The 25,164-nt window shown below is 68.6% G+C and carries 19 protein-coding genes; 11 read left to right on the top strand and 8 right to left on the bottom strand.

Going from position 1 to position 25,164, the window contains the following annotated elements:
- Positions 1-13: 13 nt before the first annotated feature.
- On the bottom strand, positions 14-520 hold the full coding sequence (locus JOD27_RS39490; RefSeq protein WP_204767475.1) for a hypothetical protein: 507 nt from the start codon (positions 518-520) through the stop codon (positions 14-16).
- Between the two features lie 246 nt (positions 521-766).
- Between JOD27_RS39490 and JOD27_RS39485 the strand changes: the two genes are divergently transcribed.
- Genes JOD27_RS39485 through araD form a run of 3 tightly spaced genes read left to right on the top strand, consistent with a single transcriptional unit; the run spans position 767 to position 4,039 of the window.
- Positions 767-1,429: a GntR family transcriptional regulator gene (locus JOD27_RS39485; protein ID WP_239571062.1), complete on the top strand. Its 663-nt coding sequence runs from the start codon at positions 767-769 to the stop codon at positions 1,427-1,429.
- Positions 1,416-2,321, top strand: coding sequence for a dihydrodipicolinate synthase family protein (locus JOD27_RS39480; RefSeq protein ID WP_204767474.1), 906 nt, complete (start codon positions 1,416-1,418; stop codon positions 2,319-2,321). Before JOD27_RS39485 ends, JOD27_RS39480 begins: the two co-directional genes overlap by 14 nt.
- The gene (araD, locus tag JOD27_RS39475; protein ID WP_204767473.1) at positions 2,318-4,039 is read left to right on the top strand and encodes an L-arabinonate dehydratase; all 1,722 of its coding nucleotides are present in this window, start codon (positions 2,318-2,320) and stop codon (positions 4,037-4,039) included. Before JOD27_RS39480 ends, araD begins: the two co-directional genes overlap by 4 nt.
- Here araD and JOD27_RS39470 read toward each other — a convergent pair.
- Entirely contained in the window at positions 4,001-4,882 is an 882-nt protein-coding gene (locus tag JOD27_RS39470; protein WP_204767472.1) for an alpha/beta hydrolase family protein, read from the bottom strand. The genes araD and JOD27_RS39470 overlap by 39 nt on opposite strands.
- Positions 4,883-4,980: 98 nt before the next feature.
- Here JOD27_RS39470 and JOD27_RS39465 point away from each other — a divergent pair, with 98 nt between their 5' ends.
- A complete protein-coding gene (locus JOD27_RS39465) occupies positions 4,981-5,538 on the top strand; it encodes a TetR/AcrR family transcriptional regulator (RefSeq protein WP_204767471.1) in 558 nt (185 codons plus the stop codon).
- 354 nt (positions 5,539-5,892) lie between these two features.
- Here JOD27_RS39465 and JOD27_RS39460 read toward each other — a convergent pair whose 3' ends face one another.
- A complete protein-coding gene (locus tag JOD27_RS39460; RefSeq protein ID WP_307830591.1) occupies positions 5,893-7,968 on the bottom strand; it encodes a PQQ-dependent sugar dehydrogenase in 2,076 nt (691 codons plus the stop codon).
- Positions 7,969-8,103: 135 nt separating this feature from the next.
- On the opposite strand from JOD27_RS39460, the gene JOD27_RS39455 reads away from it, so the two are divergent.
- From JOD27_RS39455 to JOD27_RS39435, 5 genes are read left to right on the top strand one after another with little or no spacing between them, the layout of a single operon-like run.
- Positions 8,104-9,297, top strand: a complete 1,194-nt coding sequence (locus JOD27_RS39455; RefSeq protein ID WP_204767470.1) for an extracellular solute-binding protein — start codon at positions 8,104-8,106, stop codon at positions 9,295-9,297.
- A complete protein-coding gene (locus tag JOD27_RS39450; protein WP_307830590.1) occupies positions 9,297-10,352 on the top strand; it encodes an ABC transporter ATP-binding protein in 1,056 nt (351 codons plus the stop codon). The genes JOD27_RS39455 and JOD27_RS39450 overlap by 1 nt, the downstream gene beginning before the upstream one ends.
- On the top strand, positions 10,349-11,263 hold the full coding sequence (locus JOD27_RS39445) for an ABC transporter permease (protein ID WP_204767469.1): 915 nt from the start codon (positions 10,349-10,351) through the stop codon (positions 11,261-11,263). The genes JOD27_RS39450 and JOD27_RS39445 overlap by 4 nt, the downstream gene beginning before the upstream one ends.
- Positions 11,260-12,078: an ABC transporter permease gene (locus JOD27_RS39440; RefSeq protein WP_204767468.1), complete on the top strand. Its 819-nt coding sequence runs from the start codon at positions 11,260-11,262 to the stop codon at positions 12,076-12,078. Before JOD27_RS39445 ends, JOD27_RS39440 begins: the two co-directional genes overlap by 4 nt.
- A 50-nt stretch (positions 12,079-12,128) precedes the next feature.
- Entirely contained in the window at positions 12,129-13,112 is a 984-nt protein-coding gene (locus JOD27_RS39435) for a LacI family DNA-binding transcriptional regulator (protein WP_204767467.1), read from the top strand.
- A 217-nt stretch (positions 13,113-13,329) separates the two neighbouring features.
- Here the strand turns inward: JOD27_RS39435 and JOD27_RS39430 are convergent, their stop codons facing one another.
- Genes JOD27_RS39430 through JOD27_RS39420 form a run of 3 tightly spaced genes read right to left on the bottom strand, consistent with a single transcriptional unit; the run spans position 13,330 to position 17,956 of the window.
- On the bottom strand, positions 13,330-15,111 hold the full coding sequence (locus tag JOD27_RS39430) for an AMP-dependent synthetase/ligase (protein WP_204767466.1): 1,782 nt from the start codon (positions 15,109-15,111) through the stop codon (positions 13,330-13,332).
- Between the two features lie 27 nt (positions 15,112-15,138).
- Positions 15,139-17,277, bottom strand: coding sequence for a molybdopterin oxidoreductase family protein (locus JOD27_RS39425; RefSeq protein WP_204767465.1), 2,139 nt, complete (start codon positions 17,275-17,277; stop codon positions 15,139-15,141).
- A 31-nt stretch (positions 17,278-17,308) separates the two neighbouring features.
- Complete coding sequence (locus tag JOD27_RS39420) at positions 17,309-17,956, bottom strand: quinone oxidoreductase family protein (RefSeq protein ID WP_204767464.1); 648 nt, start codon at positions 17,954-17,956, stop codon at positions 17,309-17,311.
- Between the two features lie 139 nt (positions 17,957-18,095).
- Here JOD27_RS39420 and JOD27_RS39415 point away from each other — a divergent pair, with 139 nt between their 5' ends.
- The gene (locus JOD27_RS39415; RefSeq protein WP_204767463.1) at positions 18,096-19,043 is read left to right on the top strand and encodes an MASE1 domain-containing protein; all 948 of its coding nucleotides are present in this window, start codon (positions 18,096-18,098) and stop codon (positions 19,041-19,043) included.
- On the opposite strand, the gene JOD27_RS39410 is transcribed toward JOD27_RS39415, so the two are convergent.
- Positions 19,040-21,925 carry a helix-turn-helix transcriptional regulator gene (locus JOD27_RS39410; protein WP_204767462.1) on the bottom strand — a complete coding sequence of 962 codons (2,886 nt, stop codon included), beginning with the start codon at positions 21,923-21,925 and terminating at the stop codon, positions 19,040-19,042. The two genes, JOD27_RS39415 and JOD27_RS39410, sit on opposite strands and share 4 nt — an antisense overlap.
- A 114-nt stretch (positions 21,926-22,039) precedes the next feature.
- Here JOD27_RS39410 and JOD27_RS39405 point away from each other — a divergent pair, with 114 nt between their 5' ends.
- Positions 22,040-23,260, top strand: coding sequence for a serine hydrolase domain-containing protein (locus JOD27_RS39405; protein WP_204767461.1), 1,221 nt, complete (start codon positions 22,040-22,042; stop codon positions 23,258-23,260).
- Between the two features lie 300 nt (positions 23,261-23,560).
- Here the strand turns inward: JOD27_RS39405 and JOD27_RS39400 are convergent, their stop codons facing one another.
- A complete protein-coding gene (locus JOD27_RS39400; protein ID WP_204767460.1) occupies positions 23,561-25,132 on the bottom strand; it encodes an alpha/beta fold hydrolase in 1,572 nt (523 codons plus the stop codon).
- Positions 25,133-25,164 lie beyond the last annotated feature (32 nt).

The following is a 25,164-nucleotide window of genomic DNA, read 5'->3' as shown; positions in this document are numbered from 1 at the left end:
GGGGCGTGTCTCACTAGCTCGCGGTGACCAGCGTCTGGCGATGGTGGTCCACCACGCTGACCCTGGCCACGTCACCCGCCCGCACCATCGCGGCCCCGGCCAGCGTGACCTCGCCCTCGTGCGCTCGCCACGAGCCCGCGGTGAAGGTGCGTCCGTCCTTCGTGTGCACGACCAGCCAGCAGGCTTCCCCGTCCTGCATGCCGTCGACGGTGGCGACCAGCCTCAGGCCGCCCTCGGTGTCGGTGACCTGCACGGCCAGGTGCGCGCCGGCCGCGGAGGTTCCCTGCAACGTCTCGCCTTCGTCCGTGCCGCCGACCCCCATGCCCTGGCCCAGCCAGACGCCGCCGGCGAGCACGCCGGCGACCATGAAGGTCGAGGTCAGGGCCGTGACGCGCCCTCGGCGTCGCACGGCCTGGTGTCTCTCTTCGCGGACCGTGCCCAGCGTGCGCTGCAGCAGGTGGTCCGCGTCGCGCGGAGGGCCGTCGAGTGCGGCCTCCGGTGGCAGTTCTTCCATCAGCATGTGTCGATCTCGTTCAACTCGTTGGTGCCCAGGACGTTCGGTGCCATGCGCTGGCGGACGCGGCAATGGACACGGTTCACGCGGAACGACTCACTTATTTCTCCTTCTCCAGTCCCGCGTGGTTGCGGTGACCGACACCTTCAAAACGAGCGCCCGAGGAACTTGGTTCAACGCAGATACACGGAGGTTGCTCAGCCCACAGGAGAGGCTTGACCTGGGCGTCTGAGAGCTCCTAGGGTCTCATATATGATGTATGACCGGGCGGAAGCGCCTCCCGCGTCGCGTACCGACTTCGTTCTGGAATCGATCAAAGAAGCGATTCTCAACGGAAAGCTGAAGCCCGGTCAGGCGCTCGTGGAAACAGATCTCGCGGCCGCGCTCAACGTCTCCAAGACGCCGGTGCGCGAGGCGCTCAAGACGCTCGCCGGTTCGGGGCTCGTCGTGATGAGCCCGTACAAGGGAGCCTCAGTCCGCACGGTCGACGCCGCGATGGCCGGATCCGTCTACGAGGTGCGGATGCTGCTGGAACCGGAGGCGTTGCGGCGCGCGATCGCGCTGGGTACCTCGTTCGAGGAAGCCGCTTCCGCGTTGGAGGACGTCTCCGACCTGGCCCGAAAGAACCTTGCCCAGCGGTCGCTCGTCAACCGCCGCTTCCACCGCGCGCTGTACGCCGGTTGCGGCAACCCGTTGATGATCCAGATCCTGGACGGTCTGCGCGACCAGGCCGCACTGATCACCGTCGCCGGGTGGGGCATCTGCCCGACCTGGGACGACGAGGCCGCCGAGCACCGCGCGATCCTCGCCGCCGCCGTGCGGGGCGAGGACGACCTCGCCTGCGAACTCCTCCGCCGCCACATCCAGACCTTCGCCGACCGAGTAGTTGAGGAGCTTCCCGATGGCGTTCGATGACCTCTCCGAGCGGCTCGCGTCCGTCGTGGCGATCACCGTCACGCCGTTCGACGCCGACGGTGCGATCGACGAGAAGAACTACGCCGCGATCGTGGACCGGATGGTGGAGGGCGGAGTCTCGGTCGTCACGCCGAACGGCAACACGAGCGAGTTCTACACGTTGTCGGCAGCGGAGACCGAGCGCGCGCTTTCCATCACCGTGGACGCCGTCGGGGATCGTGCCGCGATCGTCGCCGGTGTCGGGCACGACCTGGGGACCGCCGTCGCCGCCGCCCGGTTCGCGGATCGGGCAGGGGCGAACGGGATCATGATCCACCAGCCGGTGCACCCGTACGTGTCGCTGGACGGGTGGGTCGACTACCACCGGGCGATCGCGTCGGCCGTGCCCGAGCTGAGCGTGATCCTCTACGTGCGCAACCCGCGGATCGGGGGCGCGCAGATCGCCGCGCTGGTGGACGCCTGCCCGAACGTCGTCGGCGTGAAGTACGCGGTGCCGGACCCGGTCCGGTTCGCCTCGGTGGCGCGGGACGCCGGGCTGGACCGGCTGACGTGGATCGCCGGGCTGGCCGAGCTGTCGGCGCCCGGCTACTTCGCCGTCGGCGCGACGGGATTCACCTCAGGACTGGCGAACGTGGCGCCGCAGCTGTCGGTGCAGTTGTTCCGGTGCCTGCAGGCCGGGGAGTTCGGCGCGGCGATGGAGTTCTGGGAGTTCATCAGGAAGTTCGAGGAGCTGCGGGCGGCGAACGAGTCGGCGAACAACGTGTCGGTGGTGAAGGAAGCGTTGGCACAGCTGGGGTTGTGCCGCCGGGACGTGCGGCCGCCAGCCAGCGCCCTGAGCGAGGCCGACCGGTCGGCTGTCGGTGTGCTGCTGAACTCGTGGAGCCTCCTGTGAAGCCTGCCCAAAGGAATCTACGCAGCGCGGAGTGGTTCGAGGGCGAGGGGTTGCGGGCGTTCTCGCACAACGCCCGGATGCGCCAGTTGGGCATGAACCCCGAGGAGCACCTCGGCAAGCCCGTGATCGCCATCTTGAACACGTGGAGCGGCATCAACCCGTGCCACATGCACTTGCGCGAGCGGGCGAAGCAGGTCGAGCGCGGGGTTTGGGAAGCGGGCGGATATCCGCTGGAGTTCCCGGTGTCCACGCTGTCGGAGACGTACCAGAAGCCGACGCCCATGCTGTACCGGAACATGCTGTCGATGGAGACGGAGGAGATCCTGCGCTCCTACCCCGTCGACGGCGCTGTGCTGATGGGCGGGTGCGACAAGACCACGCCCGCGTTGCTGATGGGTGCCGCTTCCGCCGGTCTGCCCACGGTTTTCGTGCCTGCCGGACCGATGCTGCGCGGCAACTGGCGTGGCGAGAAGCTCGCGTCCGGCACCGACATGTGGCGGTTCTGGGACGAGAAGCGGGCGGGCACGATCTCCTCTGCGGACTGGGCGGAGATCCAGTCCGGGCTGGCCCGCTCGCCGGGCACGTGCATGACGATGGGCACCGCCTCGACGATGACCGCGGCCGCGGAGGCGTTGGGCCTGACTTTGCCTGGCGCGTCGTCGATTCCGGCGGTCGACTCGGCGCACTACCGGATGGCGGCTGCCTCCGGGACGCGGGTCGTGGAGATGGTTCGCGAGGGACTGACGATCGGTGACGTGCTGTCCGCCGAGGCGTACGAGGACGCCATCCGAACGGTGCTGGCGTTGGGCGGCTCGACGAACTCGTACATCCACCTCATCGCGATGGCCGGGCGGTCGCAGATCCCGTTGTCGCTGGACGACTTCGACCGGTTGTCGCGCGAAGTCCCCGTGCTGGCCTCGGTGCAGCCCGCTGGCGAGCACCTGATGGAGGACTTCTACTACGCCGGCGGGCTGCGCGGGTTGCTGTCGCGGTTGCGGGATTCGTTGCACCTCGAGCGGATCACGGTGACCGGGCGGACGTTCGGCGAGGACCTGGAGGGCGCGGAGGTCCACGACTCCGCGGTGATCAGGCCGGTGGACGACCCGATCTCCGTCGAGGGTGGACTGGCTGTGCTGCGCGGCAACCTGGCGCCGGACGGCGCGGTGATCAAGTACGTGGCGGCTGATCCTTCCTTGTGGAAGCACACCGGGCCCGCCGTGGTTTTCCACGGGTACAAGGATTTGCAGGCACGGATCAACGAGCCGTCGCTCGACGTGACGAAGGATTCGGTGATCGTGCTGGCCGGTGGAGGCCCCAAGGGCGGGCCCGGCATGCCGGAATACGGGATGCTGCCGATCCCGGACAAGCTCCTGAAGGAGGGCGTCCGGGACATGGTGCGCGTGTCAGACGCGCGGATGAGCGGAACTTCTTACGGCGCTTGCGTTCTGCACGTCGCGCCGGAGGCGCACGTGGGTGGGCCGCTGGCGCTGGTGCGGGACGGCGACCTCGTGACGCTGGACGTCGAGGCGCGGGTGCTGCGCGTGGAGATCTCCGACGAGGAGATGGCACGGCGAAAGGCCGCATGGACCGCGCCGCCGCCGAAGTTCGAACGCGGGTACGGCGCTTTGTACTACGAGCACATCACTCAGGCGAACGAAGGCTGTGACTTCGAGTTCCTGTCACGGCCGGGAGTCAACCCGGAACCCAACGCCCACTAGCGCCTCCTGCTGCCAGTCGGCCGTCCCGTGCAACTGGCTGCGCAGGTAGGCCGTGGTGAGCCGCTGCACGGTCGCGACCCGCTCCGGGTTCTCGTCCGTGGTCTCGGCGACGTCGTACCCGGAGACGCCGCCGAGCCCGTGCTCGCCGCCCTCCAGCACCAGGAGATCCTTCGGGGAGGGCGACAGGTGGAACGGGTCCGTGTGCCACTCCGGGCCGTTGACCGTGAGGTGCTCGGAGCCGTCCTTGTCACCCGCGACGACGAGTGCCGGAGTGGTCATGTCGCTGAAGTCCGGCGTCAGCATGAACGCATAGCTCCCCTTGACGGCGTCGGTGAGCCCTTCGCCGCGGCCGGTGGAGCCGAGCAGCACGCCTGCCTTGATCCTCTCGTCCTTGAGGCTGACGCCCTCGGTCGTCATGCCCAGCAGCAGGCTCGCGGTGTGCCCGCCCATCGAGTGGCCGGCGACCGCGATCTTCGTGTGGTCGAGGCGGCCCTGCAGCTGCGGCACGGCCTTCTCGATCTCGTCGAGCCGGTCGATGATCGCCGACATGTCCTCGGCGCGCTGCTTCCAGAACATCGGCGCGCCGGGGGTGTCGGCGGGCAGGTTCAGGGTGCGGGAGCTCAGATGCGTCGGCTGCAGGACGACGAAGCCCTGCTCGGCCCAGTGGTTCGCGAGCGGCGCGTAGCCGTTCAGCGAGGAGAGGTGGTTCGAGTAGCCCTGGCCGTGCGACAGCAGGATGATCGGCAACTCGCTGCCCTCGGTCGGCGCCGAGACCTTCAACTGCAGGTCAACGGGCCTTCCGGGAATTTCGAGCACGACAGGACTCACCGTGAAGACGGTCATCGGTTCCCCTTCGAGTAGTCTGTCGCCGTAAGTGGAGCGACGTTCCGGAACGATACGGAGCGCTGTTCCGCTTTGTCAACCGTCCGGAAGGGGGCGCTGTGCCACCACGCAAGCGGGCCGATGCCGTGCGCAACGAGCAGACGTTGCTCGCGGCGGCGGCCGAGGTGTTCGTCAGGTCCGGCGTCGACGCGCCCATCCGCGAGATCGCGGCCGAGGCGGGCGTCGGGATGGGGACGATCTACCGCCACTTCCCGACCCGCGCGGACCTCGTCGTCGCCGTGTACCGGCACCAGGTCGAGGCGTGCGCGGAGGCGGGCCCGGCGTTGCTGTCCGAAGAGGACTCGCCGCTGGCCGCGTTGCGGCGGTGGGTCGATCTGTTCGTCGACTTCCTGGTGACCAAGCACGGGCTCGCGAGCGCGTTGCAGTCCGACAGCAGCGGTTTCGAGGCGTTGCACGTGTACTTCCTCGACCGGCTGGGGCCCGTGTGCGGGGAGCTGCTCGACGCGGCGATCCGTGCCGGTGAGATCCAGGACGGGATCCAGCCGTACGAGCTGATGCGCGGAATCGGGAACCTGTGCATCGGAAGGGGCGACGACCCGCGTTACGACCCGCGCCGGTTGATCACCCTGCTGCTGAACGGCCTGCGGGTGTCCTGATCGGACGGTTTCCTTGGCGGGAGCACAGCTGGTGTTTCCCGGGTACGTGGTCACCACGATCTTCGCGCGCCGCAGACGGCCGCGAGCCGCCTGACCCTGAGGGGGCACCTCGCGACAAGGTGCCCCCTCAAGGCTTCCAGTAGAGCGTCGCGGCTTGGTTGTACTCCGTTGAGTCGGGCAGGGGGCGGTCTGGTGCTCGTCTCCGAAAGCCCGGATGGTCGCGCTCTCATGCAGGTCGCTGCCGAGATGGCGGTAGAGAAATGCTGACGCAAACGTCTGCCGATCACCCCACCTGCTGCCAACCATGCAGTTGGCAGCCATGAGAGCGCGATCTTCATGATCGAAGCGCGGCTGCTAGTTGAGTGCCACCTTCAACAGCTTGGTGTTGCTGTTGCCCGCCGTGGAGTCCTTGTCGCCGTTGGACGTGGTGACCCACAGCGAGCCGTCCGGGGCGGGTTCCGGCGTGCGCAACCGGCCGTAGGTGCCCTGGAAGTGCGACGTGGTGGTGCCGATCGACGAGCCGTTGATCTGCATGCGGTACAGGCGTTCGCCGCGCAGGGCGGCGAGGAACAGCACGTCGTTCACGATCGCGAGACCCGACGGAGAGGCCGAGCCGACCGAGAAGGTCTTCTTCGGCGCCACGTAACCGCCGCACGAACCAGAGGTGCCCTCGCACGAAGGCCAGCCGTAGTTGCCGCCCTTCTGCAGCAGGTTGACCTCGTCCATGTTCGAGTTGCCGAGCTCGGCCTGCCACATGCGGCCCTGCGAGTCCGTGGCGAGGCCCTGGACGTTGCGGTGGCCGTAGGTCCAGACGTACCGCGCGTTGCCGCCGTCGCCGTAGAACGGGTTGTCGGCCGGCGCGGAGCCGTCCGGGTTCAGGCGCAGGACCTTGCCGCCGAGGTTCTGCTTGTTCTGGGCGTTCGCGCCGTTCTGGCCGTCGCCGGTGCCCGCGTAGAGCTTGCCGTCGGCGCCGAAGCGCAGGCGGCCGCCGTTGTGGAACTTGTTGCGCGGGATGCCGGTCAGCAGCGTCTGCCAGCCGGTCAGCGAGTTGCCCTCGATCTTCGCCCGCACGATCCGGTTGTCGCCGGAAGCCGTGTGGTAGATGTAGATCAGGCCGTCCGCGGCGAACGTCGGCGACAGCTCGATGCCGAGCAGACCGCCCTCGCCGTTGGTGCCGGAGACGCCGGGAACCTTGCCCAGACTGGTCTTCTGGCCCGACGGCGTGATCCGCACGATGTCCTGCGCGTCGCGGCGCGAGTAGATGCCGTCGCCGTTCGGCAGGAACGCGAGGCCCCACGGCACGTCGTTGTCGGTCGCGATCTGCGTGACGGCACCGACCTGGTCGCCGCCGGAACGTGTCTTCACCGTCACCGCGTTCGAGTCCGGCGAGGCGTTGCCCACCGCGTCGAAAGCCTTGACCGTGAAGGTGTACTCGGTGTTGGCGGTGCGCCCGCCGATGGTCGCGGACGTGCCGGTCGCGTCACCGACCTTCGTCGATCCCGCGTAGACCTCGTAGCGGGTCACGCCGACGTTGTCCGTCGCCGGATCCCACGCCAGCGACACGGAGTTCGCCGTCACGCCGGTGGAGCGCAGGTTCTTCGGCGCGGTCGGCGGGATCGGGTCGTCCTGCGCGGGCGGGGTCTTGAACTCCGCGGTGTTCGACGCCTGCGAGACGTTGCCCGCCGCGTCACGCGCGTTGACGTAGAAGCCGTAGCTCACGTTCGGCTTCAACCCGGTCATGACGGTGTTGAGGGTGTTGCCCGGCACGGTCTTCTGGAACTGGCCGAGGTTGTAGATGTCGTAGGACGTGACGCCGACGTTGTCCGTCGCGGCCTTCCACGTCAGCTTCGCCGAGTCGGACTTGATCTCCGACGCGACGAGGTCCGACGGCGGCGACGGCGGCTCCGGGTCCACGATGCCGGTGCTGCCGAAGACCTGGAACTCCTGCAGGGAATAGCCGTACGACGTGCCGGTGCGGCACCGAGTCGTGCCGTAGACGCGGACGTAACGGCCGCGCCCGGTGACCGTCAGGTCCTCGACGCCACCCTTGCCGTCGGCCGTGCTGTGGATCGACGTCCAGCTCGAGTCGTCGTCGGAGGTCTCGACCCGGTACGCCTTGGCGCACGAGAGGTCCCACTGCAGCCGGACCCGGCTGATGTTCGCGGACGCGCCGAGGTCGACGCGGATCCAGGCCGGATCGATGTTCGCCTTGCTGGCCCAGCGCGTGCCCGAGTTGCCGTCGAAGGCGTTCTTGGGCGCGTAGTTCGCGCCGCCTGACGACGACTCGGTCGCGGGTTTGCCTTGGGACAGCAGGACATCCGCGGCAGAAGCCTGAGGTGCCGCGGAGACGAGCGAGGTCACCGCCACTGCGACGGCAGCGGCCAGGATGCCGGTTCTGGTGACCGGCAACCGCCGTGAACGGGGTGCCACAGGAACCTCCCACTTTCGTCGGGAATGGGTTGTGCGGCGGCATTGCGTTCGACCCGGCGGCGGGTGTACGAGTGTTACAGAAAAACCGTAAACGTTTTCGAGCGCCAGGTCCAGAGTCAGTTAGGGAGCCCCGAGATGCGCTGGACAAGGAAGTTACAGCTCGTCATCCCCGCCCTGTTGGTGGTCACGGCGTGTGGTGCGCCGGAGACCCCGCAGGCGCAGAACGCGCCCACCACCGTCCCGGACAAGCCGTCGAAACCCGTCGAGCTCAACGTGCTCGACGTGGCCGGCAACCTGCAGCTCACCCAAGGCATGATCGACGAGTTCGTCAAGGCCAACCCGGACTTCGTCAGCAAGGTCAACTACACCAAGGCGACGGCGCCGGACATGCCGGGCAAGCTCAAGGCCGAGCAGAACTCCGGTACCTCCCAGACGCATCTCGTGCTCACCGGTACGGACGGATTGTCGTCCGTCATCGAGCAGAAACTCGTCTACGAACTGCTCCCCGGATTTTCGGCGAAGCTGCCCGACCTGGAGAAGACCTACCTCCCGCCCGCGTGGGAGATGCAGAAGCTCGCGCAGGGCCAGGGCGTCGCCGTCACCTACTACCCCGCCGGCCCGCTGCTGGAGTACGACCCGGCCAAGGTGCCGACGCCACCGACGTCACCCGCCGAGCTGCTCGAGTGGGCCAAGGCGCACCCCGGCAAGTTCCAGTACGCGCGGCCGGCGAACTCCGGTCCCGGCAGGACGTTCCTCATGGGACTGCCCTACCTGCTCGGCGACTCCGACCCCAAGGACCCGGAGAAGGGCTGGGAGAAGACCTGGGCGTACCTGAAGGACCTGGGCCAGTACGTCGACAACTACCCCGGCGGCACGACCGACGTCATGAAGAACCTGGCGAACGGCACGTCGTGGATGGTCGCCTCCACCACCGGCTGGGACATCAACCCGCGCGTGCTCGGCTCGGTGCCGGAGGGCATGAAGATCGTGACGTTCAAGGGCTTCCACTGGGTCACCGACGCGCACTACGCCGTCGTCCCGAAGGGAGTGTCGTCCGACGTGCTGGCGGCGAACCTGGCGCTCGTCAAGTTCATGCTGGACCCCAAGCAACAGGCGAAGGCTTACGACAAGGGGTACTTCTACCCCGGCCCGGCGGTCAAGGACGTCACGCTCGACATGGCGCCGCAGGAGTCCAAGGACGCCATCGCGAAGTTCGGCCGCGCCGAGTACGACAAGCTGATCTCCGACAATCCCAAGGAGACGTCGCTGCCGGCCGCGCAGCAGGTCAAGGCGTTCCAGCGGTGGGACCGAGAGATCGGTAAGAAGTAGTGGCGGGGCAACGCTTCGCGGAGCTGCACCTGGACCACGTGCGGCGCGTGTTCGGGGACACCGTTGCCCTCAAGGGCATGGACCTGACGATCAAGGGCGGCGAGTTCGTCGCCCTGCTCGGGCCGTCGGGCTGCGGGAAGTCGACGGCGCTCAACTGCCTCGCGGGCCTGCTGCCGTTGACGGGCGGGCGGATCACGCTGGACGGCAGGCGGATCGACGACCTGCCGCCGGAGAAGCGCGGGTTCGGGATGGTGTTCCAGAACTACGCGCTGTTCCCGCACATGTCGGTGCGGCGCAACGTCGGCTTCGGCCTGTCGATGCGCAAGACGCCCAGGGCCGAGCTGACCCGGCGGGTGGACGAGGCCGTGCGGCTCGTCCAGCTGGAGGAGCACCAGCACAAGTTCCCGGCCCAGCTCTCCGGCGGTCAGCAGCAGCGGGTGGCGATCGCCCGCGCGATCGTGCTGGAGCCGCCGTTGGTCCTGATGGACGAACCACTGTCCAATCTGGACGCCGCACTGCGGTTGGAGATGCGCACCGAGATCCGCCGGCTGCACCAGTCATTGGGGCTCACGACCGTCTACGTCACGCATGACCAGGAGGAGGCGCTGGCTCTCGCCGACCGCCTGGTGGTGCTGCGGCTGGGCGAGGTGCAGCAGGTCGGCTCGCCAGAGGAGGTCTACGCGCACCCGGTCAACCGGTACGTGGCGGGGTTCATGGGCTACCGCAACATGATCCCGGTGACCGTGACGGCACAGGACGACGAGCGGGCGACCGTGCGGGCGGACGGCGTCGAACTCGTTGGCGTCAAAAGCGAAGAGGTTGCCGATTCGGCTGTCGCCGCGGTCAGGCCGGAAGACTTCGCGGTGGTCACCGAGGCCGGGGAGAACACGCTCGACGCCACCGTCGAGATCGTCGAGTACCACGGTCGTGAGCAGGCGGTGGAGGCGCGGCTGCGGGACGGCACGCAGCTGCACGTCCGCACGAACTCGCGGCTGGCTCCCGGCGACGCCATCAGGTTGAGGGTGCCGGTCGAACGAGTGCTGGTGTTCTCATGACGGCGCTCCCATCGCTGCGCGACCAGAGATCACTGGAACGGGCCTCGCTGAAGCACCGGCTGGCCGAGAAGGGCGTCGACCGCGTGCTGTGGCTGCTGGTGCCGGGCGCGGTGTTCGTGGTGCTGCTGTTCGTCTATCCGTTCCTGTACGGGCTGCAGTTGTCGTTCCAGCCGAAGGGCGGCGGGAACCCGTTCCAGAACTACATCACGTTCTTCTCGGACGAGTATTCGGCAGAGACGGTGTGGATCACGTTGCGGCTCGGTCTGCCGGCGGCGCTGTTCAACGTGCTGGCGTCCATCCCGATCGCGTTCCGGATGCGCGGCAGGTTCCGGGGCAAGCGAGCGCTCACCACGTTGCTCGTCGTCCCGATCACCCTCGGCACCGTGCTGACGGCGGAAGGGCTGCTCGCGTTCTTCGGCCCGACGGGGTGGTTCAACCGCATCTGGATCGCGTTGGGCGCGGACGAACCGGCGAAGCTCACCCACAACTACTGGGGTGTGCTGTTCTCGCTCGTCATCACCGGCTTCCCGTTCGCGTTCCTGCTCACCCTGTCGTACCTGTCGGGCATCGACCCGACGCTGGAACAGGCGGCGGCGACCCTGGGAGCCTCGAAACGGCAACGGTTCCGGACCATCACGATGCCGTTGCTCGCACCAGGTCTCGCGGTCACGTTCTGCCTGTCGTTCGTGCTCGCGTTCTCCGTGTTCCCGTCCGCCGTCATGGTCGGCAACCCGGCCGGCGAGACACACGTGATGTCGATCGCCGCGTACGAGACGGCGTTGCGGGACAACGACTTCGCGATGGGCTCGGCGATCGCGATGCTGATGGCGCTGGTGATGCTGATCGTGATCGGCGTGGTGCTGATCTGGCGCACGACCCTCTACCGCGGCGCGACGGGAGGCAAGGGATGAAAGCACGTCCGATCGTGTGGCTGACCTGGGGCGCGTTGATCTTCTTCATGCTGAACCTCGTCGGCATCGTCGGCGCCGTCGTCACGAACTCGTTCGCCGAGTCGTGGTTCGGCACCTGGCTGCCGAACGGGTACACCGGCAAGTGGTACGGCGAGGCGTGGCGCGACTACCGGCTGCTGGACGTGCTGGCCGTGACGTTCCAGGTCGCGATCGCGGTCGTCGTCATCTCCGTCCTCATCGGAGTGCCGACGGCGTACGCGCTGGCACGCCGGAACTTCCCCGGCAAGAAGCTGCTCAACGTGCTGTTCCTGCTGCCGATCCTGATGCCGCCGATGACGTACGGCATCCCGCTCGCCACGGTGCTGTACAAATTCCACCTGGCGGGCAGCATGGCCGGGGTGATCGCGGCGAACCTCGTGCCGGCCGTACCGTTCGTGGTGCTGACCATGACACCGTTCATCGAGCAGATCGACACGAAGATCGAGTCGGCGGCGCGGATGTGCGGGGCCAACACAGTCGCCATCTTCACCCGCGTGCTGGCCCCCTTGCTGGTGCCGGGCATCCTGGCAGCATCGATCCTCGTGCTCGTGCGGACGGTGGGCATGTTCGAACTGACGTTCCTCACCGCGGGGCCGACCAGCCAGACCCTGGTCGTGTCGCTGTACGAGGCGATGTCGTCGGCGGGCATCCGGCCACAACAGATGGTCGACTCGATGGCCGTGATCTACACCGGTTCTATGCTGCTGCTCCTGGTGATCGCGCTGCGGTTCGTCAACCCGACGCAGCTCGTCACGAGACTCAAGGATCCGGCTTAACACCTGACCCGTCATGATTGTTTCAACCGGCAGTTGAGGGTGAGGTACAAGTGGCAGTCACCATCCGCGACGTGGCACGCAGGGCGCACGTATCGGTCGCCACCGTTTCGCGTGCGCTGACATCTCCCGAGCTGGTGCGTCCGGAGACCCGGTCACGGGTGCTGGCTGCCGCCTCCGACCTCGGCTACCAGCCCAACCGGGCGGCCAGAGGGCTGATCACGGGCAAGACCGGCAACATCGGCATCGTCGTGCCGGACCTCGACAACCCGTTCTTCACGGGCGTGCTCAAGGCCGTGCAGGCGCGGGCGATGCAGGCCGACTACGCGGTGTTTGTGGCGGACAGCGACGAGGACCCGGTCACCGAGGCGAAGCTCGTGCACGCGATGGCCAAGCAGGTCGACGGCGTCGTGCTGTGCGCGCCCGGCCTGGAGGACTCGCAGATCTACGAGGTGGCAGGGGCGACGTCGCTCGTGCTGCTCAATCGGCGGCTGCCGGGTGTGCCCGCCGCGCTGATGGACTCGGCCGGGGGCATGCACGCCATCATCGACCACCTCGTCGCGTTGGGACACCGGCGGATCGCCTACCTCAACGGGCCGCGCACGTCGTGGTCCAACCAGGAGCGTCGCCGCGGCCTGATGTCAGCGGTTGCCCAGCACGGCGTGGATCTGGTGGATCTCGGACCGTTCGCGCCGCGCTACGAGGGTGGTTTGCAGGCTGCCGATCTGGCCGTGGCGGCCGACACGACCGCGATCGTGGCCTACAACGACATCGTGGCGCTGGGTGTCCTGGCGCGGCTGCGGGACCGCGGGATCTCGGTTCCCGGTGACGTGTCCGTGACGGGGTTCGACGACCTCACGTACGCGGCGCTGTGCTCGCCCCCGTTGACAACGGTGGCAATGCCCGTGGCACAGGCGGGACGCACCGCCGTGAACCTGTTGCTCGACTGGCTCGACTCGGACAACACGGATGTTCCGCAGATCGTGGCGGAGACACAACTGATCGTGCGTGGAACCACCACCCCACCCCGCAAGTGATGAAGGGAACCTTCCTCCACCGACGTGGAGGAAGGTCATCGACAAAACAAGCGGCCCCGGCAGGGCGTCTGGGGGGAGTACGCCGTGAGCCGGGGCCGCGAAGCGGCTGGGCCCGAGGGGGGAGGGGGCCAAGCGCCGCTGGTGCTCCACTCTGCCCTGAGCGGACCGAATCCGCCAGGGTGGATGTACGTGTTTTTGGATTTCTCGTACGTACGGGTTACTCGTACAGCCCTTCGTACAACGCAGAGTGAAGGCGGTGCACCACGTTGCGCTTGACCTTCAACGTCGGGGTGAGCTCGCCCTCCTCCTGGGACAGATCGCGGCTGAGCAGCACGAACTTCTTCACCTGGGAAACACTGGCGAAGTGCGAGTTCGCTTCGTCGACAACTTCCTGCACGAGTGCTCGCACGTCCGGGTGACCCACCAAGGATTCGAGGTCGGACGGCAATCCCCGCGCGGTCGCCCACGGCACGATCTCGTCGGCGTCGAGTGTGAGCAGTGCCACACAGTAGGGCTTGCGGTCGCCGAACAGGATCGCGTGCGAGATCCAGCGGGACTGGCGCAGGACGTTCTCCACGTTGGCCGGCGCGATGTTCTTGCCGCCCGCGGTGATGATGATGTCCTTCTTGCGGCCCGTGATCGTGACGAAACCGTCCGCGTCGATCTCGCCGAGGTCGCCGGTGTGCAGCCAGCCGTCCTGAATCGTGGCAGCGGTCGCCTCGTCGTTGCGCCAGTAGCCCGCGAAGACGTGCGGGCCCCGCATCAGCAGTTCGCCGTCGTCCGCAACGGACATCTCGAGGCCCGCCACACCGGACGCGCCGACCGAGCCGAGTTTGAAGCTCTCCAACGTGTTGATGGTGCCGACCGCGGTCGACTCGGTCATGCCGTAGCCCTCGAGCACCGGCACCCCGGCCGCGTGGAAGAACTGCAGCACCTCGCGGGAGATCGGCGCTGCACCGGACAGCGCCTGCACGAGCCGTCCACCGAACACGGCCCGTACCTTGGCGAACAGCGCGTCGACCTGCTCGAACGCCGCCGCCATCTCCTGCGGAACCGGTTCGCCGACCGAACGCCTGCGCCGCACCTCCAGTCCCAACGAGACAGCCTGGGAGAGCTGCTCGGGCGGCACGGCGGCCGTGACGAACGTGTAGATCTTTTCGAAGATGCGCGGCACCGACGGCAGGAACGTCGGCTTCACCTCGGCGAGCTCCGGCACGATCGCCGTCATGTCGCCGCCGTAGTACGCCAGCGCGCCGCCGCGGTACATGGTGCCGAACATGACGATCTGCGCGAAGACGTGCGCCAGCGGCAGGAACAGATAGACGGTGCCGGTCATCGCGTCGATGCGGGCTTCTTCGGCGACCCGGCACAACGCGACCCAGTTCGCGTTGGTCAGGACGCAGCCCTTGGGCGGACCCGTGGTGCCGGAGCTGTAGATGATCAGGCCGGGGTCCTCGGGCCTGATCGCGGCACGACGGGCGTCCAGTTCGTCGGCCAGCGGTGACGTGCGGCCGGTGTCCTGCAGATCGGCGAGCGTCGGCCGGTCACCGGCAGGCTCGATCGTGAAAACTGTTCGCAGTTCGGGGAGTTCATCCCTGACGACCTCGACCTTGACGCACTGGGCCTCGTTCTCGGCCACCACGATCGACGCGCCGGAGTCGCCTGCCACCCAGGCGATCTCCTCCGCCGTGCTCGACGGGTAGATCGGCACGACGATGCCGCCCGCCGCGAGCACCGCCAGCTCGACCGCCGTCCACTCAGGACGTGTGTTCGCGAGCACGCAGACCCGGTCACCCGCCTTCAGTCCGGCGTGGACGAACCCCGACGCGAGGTCCAGCACCAGCTCGGAGACCTCGGCGTAGGTCTGCTCGCGCCACTCGCCGTGCCGCTTGAACCGCCACGCCACCGCGTCGCCGTACGCCTGCTCCGCCAGGAACGGCAGGTCGGCTATGCAGCGGATGGCTTGCACCGCGTTCGGGCTGGTGACTTCGGCGGTCATGGCGGCTCCTAGGGGCGTCGTTGATCTCTAGGCGGGCACGACCTGCACGCGGGTGCCGTTCAGGACGGCGGTGCCCGAGAGCGGATCGATGCGGAGGTCGTCGGTGAGGAGGTTGACGTTCACCCCGGCGTGCTCACTGGCGACCGAGAGCTGAGTACCCGGCTGGTCGTGGCCCCAGCCGTGCGGCATCGAGACGACGCCGGGCGCGATGTCGTCGGTGACCTCGACCAGCACCTCGACCTTGCCGACGCGCGAGGTGACCTGGGCAGTCGCGCCGTCGGTGAGGCCCAGGCGGTGGGCGTCGCCGGTGTTGACCAGCAGCGTGCACAACGGCTTGCCCTTCACCAGCGCGGGCACGTTGTGCATCCACGAGTTGTTGGTGCGCAGGTGCCTGCGGCCGATCAGCACCATGTCGGTCTCGGGGTTCTCCAACGCCTTCAGCACGCGCGGGAGGTCGTCGATGATCGGCTGCGGCGTGAGTTCGATCCGTCCCGACGGCGTACGCAGGATCTCCGGCAACCGCGAGGTGAGCGGGCCGAGGTCGATGCCGTGCGGGTTCTCCAGCAGCTGCCGCAGCGACACCCCGTACGGGCCGGTGCGCAGTTTCAGGTCCAGCAGGCGTTCCTCGCGAGTCTCGCCCTCGGGTTCGAAGTCGACCCCGAGCTGCTGCTTCAGGCCGGCGAGCTGCATCGCGGCGATCGCGTCCAGATCAGCTGATGGGCCCAGGCCGCTGAAGATCGTGGCGAGCCGGAAGAAGATGTCCGTCTCGTCGACCCTGCCTTCTTCCAGCGGAATCGCCGCCCGCGAGTACTTCACGACGTTGCGCACGGAGTTGTTGAGGAACGCGATGTCGTAGTGGTCGCGACGGGACGGCGGTGGCGTCGGCAGGATGACGTCCGCGTGCCGGGTGGTCTCGTTGAGGTACGGATCAACGCTGACCATGAAGTCCAATGAGGACAGAGCGTCGTTCACGCGGGCCGAGTTCGGCAGCGACAGCGCGGGGTTGCCGCCGATCGTGAACAACGCCCGCACCTGGCCCTCGCCGGGCGTCTCGATCTCGTCGACCATCGTGACGGCCGGGTACTCCCCCATCACCTCGGGATGTCCCTTGACCCGGCTGTGCCAGCGGCCGATGCCGAAACCCTTGCCGCGGCCGGGTCCGCGCTTGCTGTGCGCGGGCAGCGGCCACATCACGCCACCGGGCCGGTCGAGGTTGCCGGTGAGGATGTTGAGCGTGTCGACCGCCCACGACGCGACCGTGCCGAACTCCACGGTCGTCGTGCCGATGCGGCCGTACACCGCGGCGCGTTCGGCACCGGCCAACTGCCTCGCCAACGCGCGGATGGTGGCCGCGTCGATGCCGGTCCGTTCCGCGACGGCGTCCGGGGAGAAGGGCTCGACGTGCGAGCGGATCACCGTGTGGTCGGTGACGTGCCCGGCGAGGTCGCGCAGGTTCACCAGGTCCTGCGCGAACAGTTCGTGGATCAACGCCAGCAGCAGGAACACGTCCGTGCCCGGCCTGATCACGACGTGCTGGTCCGCGGCCTGGGCGGTGCGGCTGCGGCGCGGGTCGACGACCACGAACCGGCCACCGCGCTTCCGCAGGTCCTTGAACCGGCCCGGCGCGTCCGGAACGGTCCAGAGGCTGCCGTTGGACGAGAACGGGTCCGCGCCCAGCACCAGCATGAAGTCGGTGCGGTCGATGTCGGGTACCGGGATCGAGAAGATGCTGCCGTACATGTGGCCGCACTGGACGTGCTTGGGCATCTGGTCGACGGTGCTGGCGGTGAACACGTTGCGGCTGCCCAGCGCCTTGCGCAGCGGCCCCGCGTAGAGGCCGCCGGCGAGCGAGTGGACGACCGGGTTGCCCAGGTACATCGCGACCGAGTCGCGGTCCGGGAAGTCCTTGAGCCGTTCGTCGATGTACCGGAAGGCCTCGTCCCAGGTCGCCTCCCGGAACTCGCCGTCGCGCTTGATCAGCGGTGTGCTCAGCCGGTCAGGGTCGGCGTCGAGCGTGCCGAGCGAGGCGCCCTTGGGGCAGATGAAGCCCTTGCTGAAGTCGTCCTCGCGGTCGCCGCGCACCTTCGTGATGCGGTCGCCCTCGACGGTCAGCTCCAGCCCGCACGTCGCCTCGCAGAGCGGGCAGGTCGTGAATACGGTCCTCATGAGTCCCCTAATTCCGGCTTCCTAACGGGTACTAGTCGCCTGCCACTGGACGCAATCGCCCAGCCGAGGTCAACCCGAACAGCTCACTGACAGCTCTCGCGATCATGTCGGGTCGTTCCAGGGTGTGCTCGAAACGGAACCCGATGACCGCCTGCGACCCGCCGAGCAGACCCGTCAGTTTGATGGATTCGTCCTGGTCAGCGCCATAGCAGACGATCCGGCCGAACGGCGCGAGTGCGTCCAGCGAGGCTTTCACCGTGCCTCCTGGATCGAGTACGACGTCGACCTGTTTGCCCTCGTTCGCCTGGATCACCCGTTCGGCGAGACCGTCCGGATCGGACTCGACGGCGACGTCCGCGCCGAGCCGGACCGCCCTGCGCCGCCGGGACTGGCTGGACTCGGTGGCGATCACGCGTCCGGCGGCGAAACTACGGGCCAGCTGGACCGCGATCGCCCCGACCTCGCTCGCGGCGTCGTGCACGACGATCGACTCGTCCGGCCTCAGGTGCGCGCACGTGCGGAGCAGGTGCCAGGCCGTGGTGCCCGCTCTGGCCAGCATCAGCGCCTGGTCGTCGGTGACGCCCGCGGAGACCGGGAGGCGCAGGCGGCCGGCGACCACCACCACGCGGCGCCCGCCTTCCTCGACCCGGATCTCGTCGACCGCCTCGGCTGTGCGCATGCAACCCATCTCACGTCGCGTGCACGACGGGCTGTAGTGCGGCTTCCACGACAACTAAGAAACCTACGGACTGAGTCCGACCGGGTACGCCCTGTTGCGAGGTCTGGCGGACATGTGTGCACGGGTGCAGCATGTGCCGGTGAACGCCGCACTCCGCACCACCGTGATGATCCTCGCGGTAGCCGTCGCCTACTACGCGACGGCGAAGGTGGGACTGGTCCTGGCACTGGTCAAGGGCCAGGTCACTCCACTGTGGCTCCCCACAGGGATCTCCGTGGCGGCGTTGCTGATGTCGGGTCTGCGGATCTGGCCAGGCATCGCGCTCGGCGCGCTGACCGCGAACATCGCGCTCGGCACGGGGCCAGGCGCGACCGTGCTGATCACGATCGGCAACACCGCCGCGCCGTTGACCGCCTGGTTCCTGTTGACGCGCTTCGGGTTCCGGCCCCAGCTCGACAGGTTGAAGGACGCGCTGCTGCTCGTGTTCACCGGTGCGCTGGGCGCGATGCTGATCAGCGCGGTGGTCGGCACGATGGCGTTGAGACTCGACGGCGTGATCCCGTGGCACGAGGCGCCAGCGGTGGTGTCGGTGTGGTGGACCGGCGACGCGATGGGCGTTCTGGTGTTCACACCGTTGCTGCTGACGCTTCCCCGGCGGTGGAACGCTCAGCCGAGACGGTTCGCGGAGGCCGCGTCGCTGCTCGTCGCCACCGCGGCCCTGGCGGCGTTCGTGACCACGTCGCAGATGCGGCTGCTGTTCCTGGTGTTCCCGATGCTGATCTGGGCGGCCCTGCGGTTCCAGCACGCGATCGCCGCACCGTGCGCCGCGATCACCTCCGTGGCCGCCGTGATGTCCGCGGCCAACGGTCACTTCGCCTCGGCCGACCTGCTGACCACGATGATCGTGCTGCAGGCGTTCAACGGCTCGGTGGCGCTGACCGGGCTGATCCTGAGCGCCGTCACGAGCGAGCGCAACCAGGCCCGTGAGGCCATCGAACGCGCGTGCCTGCAGCTCGCCGAGACCGTGGCCAACTACCAGGAGGAGGGCGTGAGCAAACGACTCGGCCGGGTCGTGCCTCCTGGTTAGCGCTGCTGCATCGCGTCCAGCACGCGGGCCAGTTCCAGGCGGGACGAGACGTGCAGCTTCGCGTAGATCCGCGAGAGGTAGACCTCGATCGTCCGCGGGCTGTAGTGCAGGGCGGCGGCGATGTCGCGGTTGCGCATTCCCTGCTGCACCAACCGGGCCACGTTCTCCTCGGCCTCCGTGAGCAGGCCGGGCGCCTTCGAGCGGGCTCGCGGAACCTTGGCGCCCAGCGCACGCAAACGGTTGCCCGCCTGGCGGCGCAGGCCGTGGGCGCCCAGGCGCTGGAAAGCCGTGTAGGCCTCGAGAAGAACCGGGACCTCGTCCTTCGCGATCTCGCCCAAAGCCAGCTGGGCGCGGGCCTTCTCGAACTCCAGGCCACCCGTGGCGGCTTCGGACACCGCCTCCCGCAGCAGGTCCGCGTCCTGCCGCACCACGCCCGTCACCCGGCGGATGGTCGTGCGCGACCACGGCGACACCCTGGTCGGCGACACGGAAGCCAGGCGGTCCAGGGATTCCAGGGCCGAGTCGGTGCGGCCGCGTTCCAGGTCGAGCTCGATCATCCGGGCAACCAGGACGCAGGAGTAGGCGGACTCGAGACGGCTGCCGATGGCGCCCGCGAGCAGGGCGTAGGCCTCGTCGATCTCGCCTCGCGCGATCAGGTACTCGGCGTGGGCCGCGGCGTGGAGCTTGGAGATGTTCACCGACTGCGGGGCGGGCAGCGAGGCCAGGCGGGCCGCCACGTCGAGTTCGCCGCGCCAGGTGCGGATCGAGAGCTCGACGGCCTGCAGCACGCCCAGGGCCTGGTCGGCCTGGGCGGCTTCCACGTCGGGGAGCCAGCGGCCGATGCCGTCGAGCGCGGCGTCCCAGTGGCCGCCCAGCCAGTCGAGAGCGACGCGGGAGGCGGCTCGTTCGGCCCGGAAGCCGTGGGAGCCGACCTGGTCGACCAGTTCCTCGGCTCGGCGCAGACGCCAGGAGGCGTCGTGGACCAGGCCCGCCAGTGAGGTGATCGAGGCGCAGACGGAGAGTGCCTGCAGTTCGAGCATCGGCTGATCGTCGCAATAGGACAGTGCACGGTTGGCGTACTCGACCGTGCGGTCGTGCTGGAACAACAACGAGGAGAGCATCGCCAGGTGCTCGAAGACGATCACGCCTTCGGCCGGCGAGCTGATCGGGAGTGCCTCGATGCGGGCCACTTCCTCGACGGCGTCCTCGTGGCGGTTGTTGTAGACGAGGAGCACGGCTCGCTGGGCTTGCAGAGAGGCCGGGCCGTTCGCCACCTCCTCGTCGGCCAGTGCCATGGCTTCCGCTGTCCGGCCGACGGAGAACAGCGAGGAGATCACGGCGGTGGCCACCCGCGTGCGTTCCTGGCCCGGCGCCATGGAGTCCAGGGCGGCCAGCCCGGGTTCGATGGCCAGCGCGGGGCGTGAGGCCCTGGCCAGCACGCGGCACTGCAGGGCGAGCAGGTCGGAGCGTTCGGGGGCGTTGCGGGGCAACAGTCGCAGGGCTCGGGTGCACAGGGCGGCCGCGGTTTCCGGTGCGGTGGCGCGGGCCACGGAGGCGGCGTCGGCCAGCACCTCGACGGCGGCGCGGTCGCCGGGGGCGGCGGACTCGGCCAGGTGCCAGGCGAGTTGGAGCAGGTCCACCGGCAGGCCCTGGGAACGGTCCTCCAGCAGGCGGGCGGAGATCAGGGAATGGAGGTGACGGCGTTGGGCGGGGCCGACCTCGTGGTAGAGGGCCTCACCCACCAGGGCGTGCGAGAAGCGGTAGCCGCGCTCGTCGTCGTGAACGACTATGTGGGCGCGCAGGAGTTCGTCGAACGCGGCGACGACCGTTGCCTCCGGCAGTGAGGCCACGCGGGCCAGCAGCGGGATCTGGTCGAGGCGCACCCGGCGGAAGACGGAGACGGCGCGGGCCACCAGGCGGGTGTCGTTCTCCAGCGGGGCCACGCGGCGCAGGACGGCCTCGCGGCGGGTCAGGCGGATCGCGTCCGGGGAGACGGCCAGGCGGGCCCGGTTGTTGTCGACCGTCACGAGGTCGAGCTCCTTCAACGAGCGGGCGATCTCGGTGACGAAGAACGGGTTGCCGTCGGATCGTTGCCCGACCTCGCGGGCGAGAGCCTCGTCGACCGGGGTCTGCAGGACGGACTCGACGATGCGGGCCACGTCGGCGTCGGAGAGCGGGGCGAGATCGATGCGCAGCACGTCGGCGTGCTGTTCCACCCGGTCCAGCAGGCTTTCGGCGCCGGGTTCGCTGGTGTGCGAACGGCTCGCGGTGACCAGCACCAGTGGCGCTGCCGAGACCCTGCGCAGCACCAGGGTGAGCAGGGCCAGGGAGTCGTCGTCCACGTGGTCGAGGTCGTCGATCAGCAACGCCGCGGGGCGCGCCGCCGTGAGCTCGGTCAGCAGGCGCACCACCCGGTCGCAGGCACGACCGAACCAGGCGCCGGAGTCCTCCGTCGCGGAGAACTCCAGTGCGGACAAGGCATCTGCGCGGAGCTTGTCCAGCGGTGTGACGAGGGAACGGACCAACGCGACCACCGCGCCGTACGGGATGCGCTTGCCGAGCACGTCGGACGCCGAAGTGAGCACGCCGCAGCGGCGCTCGCGCAGGCGGTGGGCGATCTCCGCGAGCAGGCTGGTCTTGCCGATGCCGGGTTCTCCGCTGACCCGCACCACGACGAGGCCGGTCGCGGGTGCCGCGTCCACGCAGTCGAGGATCGTGCGCAGTTCCGGTTCCCGTCCGCGGAGTTCGGTCCTCCGGGTCGCGGCGCGGAGCGGGGTGTCGACGATGACGGCCTCCCGGCGAGCTTCGGCGGAGCAGCGCTGAGTCTTCCACGTGGGTGGCTCAGCTCGGCAGGGTCCCGCTTTCCGTGCGCGATCAGTCACTCTCGGTAGGACCGTACGACCGGACGCGTTAGCCGCTGAGGGTTCCCTACTGACCCGTGGTTCCTCTCGGTGATGGCATTGAGGCAACCGCCGCTTTCCGCCCGAGGAGGGTCAATGTCGATCCAGGGAACCTGCGCCCCGCAGTTCGCGGAGGTGCGCACCGAGTTCGAACGCAACTTCGCCGAACGCGGCGAGGTGGGCGCCTCCGTGCACGTGACCCTCGACGGCGAGCCCGTCGTCGACCTCTGGGGTGGTGTCGCCGACCCCCTCACGGGTCAGCCGTGGTCGGAGGAGACCATCGTCCACGTGTGGTCGTGCACCAAGGCCGCGACCGCGCTCTGCGCGCACATCCTCGCCTCGCGCGGCGCACTCGACCTCAACGCGCCGGTCGTCCGGTACTGGCCGGAGTACGGCGCCGAGGGCAAGGACGCGACGCTCGTCCGGCACGTACTGAGCCACCAGGCAGGCCTGCCCGCGCTCACCGAGTGGCTGCCCGCCGGCGCCTTCTACGACTGGGAACTCGTCACCGCGGCGCTCGCTGCGCAGAAACCGCTGTGGCAGCCGGGCACGCGGCACGGCTACCACGGCCTGACGTTCGGGTTCCTGGTCGGCGAGATCATCCGCCGCGTCACGGGGCAGTCGCTGGGCCAGTTCTTCGAGAAGGAGGTGTCCGGGCCGCTCGGCCTCGACTTCTGGATGGGACTGCCGGAGGACCTCGAACCCCATGTCGCGCACACGATCCCGGTCGACCCGACACAACCGGGCGTGCTGCTGCCGTCGTTGTTCGTCACCGCTCTGACGGAGCCCGAGTCGGTGCCCGGCCTGATGTTGCTCAACAACGGCGGCTACATGGCGCCGGGCGAGTCCGACTCACGGGCAGCACACAGCGCGGAAATGGGCGCGATCGGCGGCATCTCGAACGCACGCGGGCTCGCCGGGATGTACCGGCCGCTGGCGCTCGGCGGCTCCTACAACGGCGTGCGGCTGGTGGAGCCGCAGCAGCTCCCGCAGATGTCGAACGTCGTCGTGGCGGGGCTCGACGCCGTGGTCGGGGTGCCGTCGCGGTTCGCGCTCGGGTTCCAGAAGGCCACCGACAACTCGTATTTGCCGCCGAACGACCGCGAGGGCCTGCTGATCAGCGAGGAGGCTTTCGGGCACAACGGGATGGGCGGCTCGCTCGGGTTCGCCGATCCTCGGGCGCGGCTCTCGTTCGGCTACGCGATGAACCGGCAGGGGCCGGGGCTCGGCGTCAACGAACGCGGACAGTCCCTTGTGGACGCCGTGTACCGGGCGCTCGGCTACCGGCAGACCGGTGGCGGCACCTGGTTCGCCTGATCGCCGTTCCTGCGCGCCGCGGCACGCCCGCCCGGCGCGCAGCATGGACCGGTAGACGGCACGAGGCGAGGGCGGGTCGGGCAGTGGGCCGTGCCCCGGCGCCCGGAAGGACTGGAGCAGCAGCGCGACCAGCCGCGCGAGAAACTCGTCAGGCAACTGCCGTGGGTCGAGGAAGGAACTGCAGGGCATCGCGTTCAACGCGGTCCTGCTGATCGCCGCGGCCTTCGTCGCGTGGGGCCGGTTCGGGCCGTACGCGATCTGAGCAGCGAGGGAGCTCCGTGCGGAGCTCCCTCACCCTCCCTAGAACGGCTTGGGCTCCGCCGCTATCTCACCCAGGATCTCGCTCAACGGCCGGGAAGACTGCTGCGCCAGCGAAACGGCCTGACCCGGCGGCACGTTCTCCGCGATGTCCGTCCCGGCGCACGTCACCCGCGACCCCGGCAGAATCCCGGACACCAGGTACTTGTTGACCAGAGCGTCGACGCAGGCGTTGCGACGCAACGCGTAGTGCCCGTGCTGACCATCGTTGGACACGTTGATCAGCGGCACGTTGAGGTGCTCGGCCATGACCCGCCCGTTGGCGAGCGGGGTCTGCGTGTCGCCGTCGGAGTTGATCACGATGCCCGCCGGGTACTTCCGCGTGATGGCGGGAATCCTCTCCGGCCGCTGGAACGCGCGGAACGTGCAGTTGGTCGGCGCCATGTAGTCGACGGTCCCGCCGTACGGGTTGGTGTCGCGCCACCGCTTCATGTCGTTGTAGTAGGTGTTGACGTCGGTGAACCAGTCCCACTCGCAGGTGACGGCCTGGTACGTGCCGGCGGAGGTGGGCTCGATGTCGCCCTTCTTCAGCGCCGCGACGATCGCCGAAGCCTCACCGGGATCGGCGACTCCCGCCTTGATCGAGGCGATGTGGCGGGAGAACGCGGCCCACGAACGCCGGTAGCGGGTGGCTCCCACCGCGTAGTCGAACGACGAGACGTCCGCGTACCCGCCGAACGGGCCGGACTTCAGCTTCTCCGCGATCGCGTCCAGCTCTCCGCGCACCGCGGCGGGCGTGGTGCCGAGCCCGTAGGTGGAGTTGCGGGCGGAGGTCCACTCCGTCCACTTCTTCAGGTTGTCGGTTATCGCGTCCACCACGTCGACGTCCTGCTCGTGCCACGTCTTCAGCGGGTCCAGAGCGGAGTCCAGCACGCTGCGGTCGAGCGACTTCGGGAACATGGAGCCGAAAACGGCGCCGAGCTGCGTTCCGTACGAGTACCCGACGTACGAGACCTTCTTCTCCCCCAACGCTCCGCGGATGACGTCCATGTCGCGGGCGGTGTTCATCGTCGACACGAACCGGCGCATCTCGCCGCCGCCGCGCTGGCAGTTCGCCTCGACGGCACGCGCGTAGTCGGACCAGTTGGACAGCTGGGAATCCTTCGGGCGCGACGGGAACTCGGCCTCCGAGGACGTGGAGATGCACCGCAGCTGAGTCGAACGGCCGACGCCACGCGGGTCCATGCCGATCACGTCGTAGATCTTCAGCACCTCGGTCTGCGCGTTGAACCAGTGCACCGCGCCGAGCCCGGATCCGCCCGGCCCACCGGGGTTCGTCAGCAGCACACCTCTACGACGCGCCGGATCTGTGGCCTTCTTGCGGGAGATCGCGATCTCCAGATTGCCGTTGCCCGGATTCCTGTAGTCCATCGGCACGATCACCGTGGCGCACTCGACACCGGTCGACGGCGACACCCACCCGGCAGGACACTCCGCCCAGGCGACTGTCTGGTTGTAGTACTCGTCCAACGGACCCGGCTCCGCATGGGCCGTTCCCACCAGGGACATGAACAGCGGGGCGGCCAAAGCCGCCGCGCCCCAACGCTTCCTCACCGCGACACCCCTCCGATCGTTGGTCGGCGACG

This window comes from Lentzea nigeriaca (assembly GCF_016907955.1).
GTDB lineage: Bacteria > Actinomycetota > Actinomycetes > Mycobacteriales > Pseudonocardiaceae > Lentzea > Lentzea nigeriaca.
This window is presented reverse-complemented; position numbering and strand designations above follow the sequence as displayed.

Coding starts and splice junctions, on each gene's coding strand:
- JOD27_RS39490 (WP_204767475.1), bottom strand. CDS start 520: ATGCTGATGGAAGAACTGCCACCGGAGGCCGCACTCGACGGCCCTCCG.
- JOD27_RS39485 (WP_239571062.1), top strand. CDS start 767: ATGATGTATGACCGGGCGGAAGCGCCTCCCGCGTCGCGTACCGACTTC.
- JOD27_RS39480 (WP_204767474.1), top strand. CDS start 1,416: ATGGCGTTCGATGACCTCTCCGAGCGGCTCGCGTCCGTCGTGGCGATC.
- JOD27_RS39470 (WP_204767472.1), bottom strand. CDS start 4,882: ATGACCGTCTTCACGGTGAGTCCTGTCGTGCTCGAAATTCCCGGAAGG.
- JOD27_RS39455 (WP_204767470.1), top strand. CDS start 8,104: ATGCGCTGGACAAGGAAGTTACAGCTCGTCATCCCCGCCCTGTTGGTG.
- JOD27_RS39445 (WP_204767469.1), top strand. CDS start 10,349: ATGACGGCGCTCCCATCGCTGCGCGACCAGAGATCACTGGAACGGGCC.
- JOD27_RS39440 (WP_204767468.1), top strand. CDS start 11,260: ATGAAAGCACGTCCGATCGTGTGGCTGACCTGGGGCGCGTTGATCTTC.
- JOD27_RS39430 (WP_204767466.1), bottom strand. CDS start 15,111: ATGACCGCCGAAGTCACCAGCCCGAACGCGGTGCAAGCCATCCGCTGC.
- JOD27_RS39425 (WP_204767465.1), bottom strand. CDS start 17,277: ATGAGGACCGTATTCACGACCTGCCCGCTCTGCGAGGCGACGTGCGGG.
- JOD27_RS39420 (WP_204767464.1), bottom strand. CDS start 17,956: ATGCGCACAGCCGAGGCGGTCGACGAGATCCGGGTCGAGGAAGGCGGG.
- JOD27_RS39405 (WP_204767461.1), top strand. CDS start 22,040: ATGTCGATCCAGGGAACCTGCGCCCCGCAGTTCGCGGAGGTGCGCACC.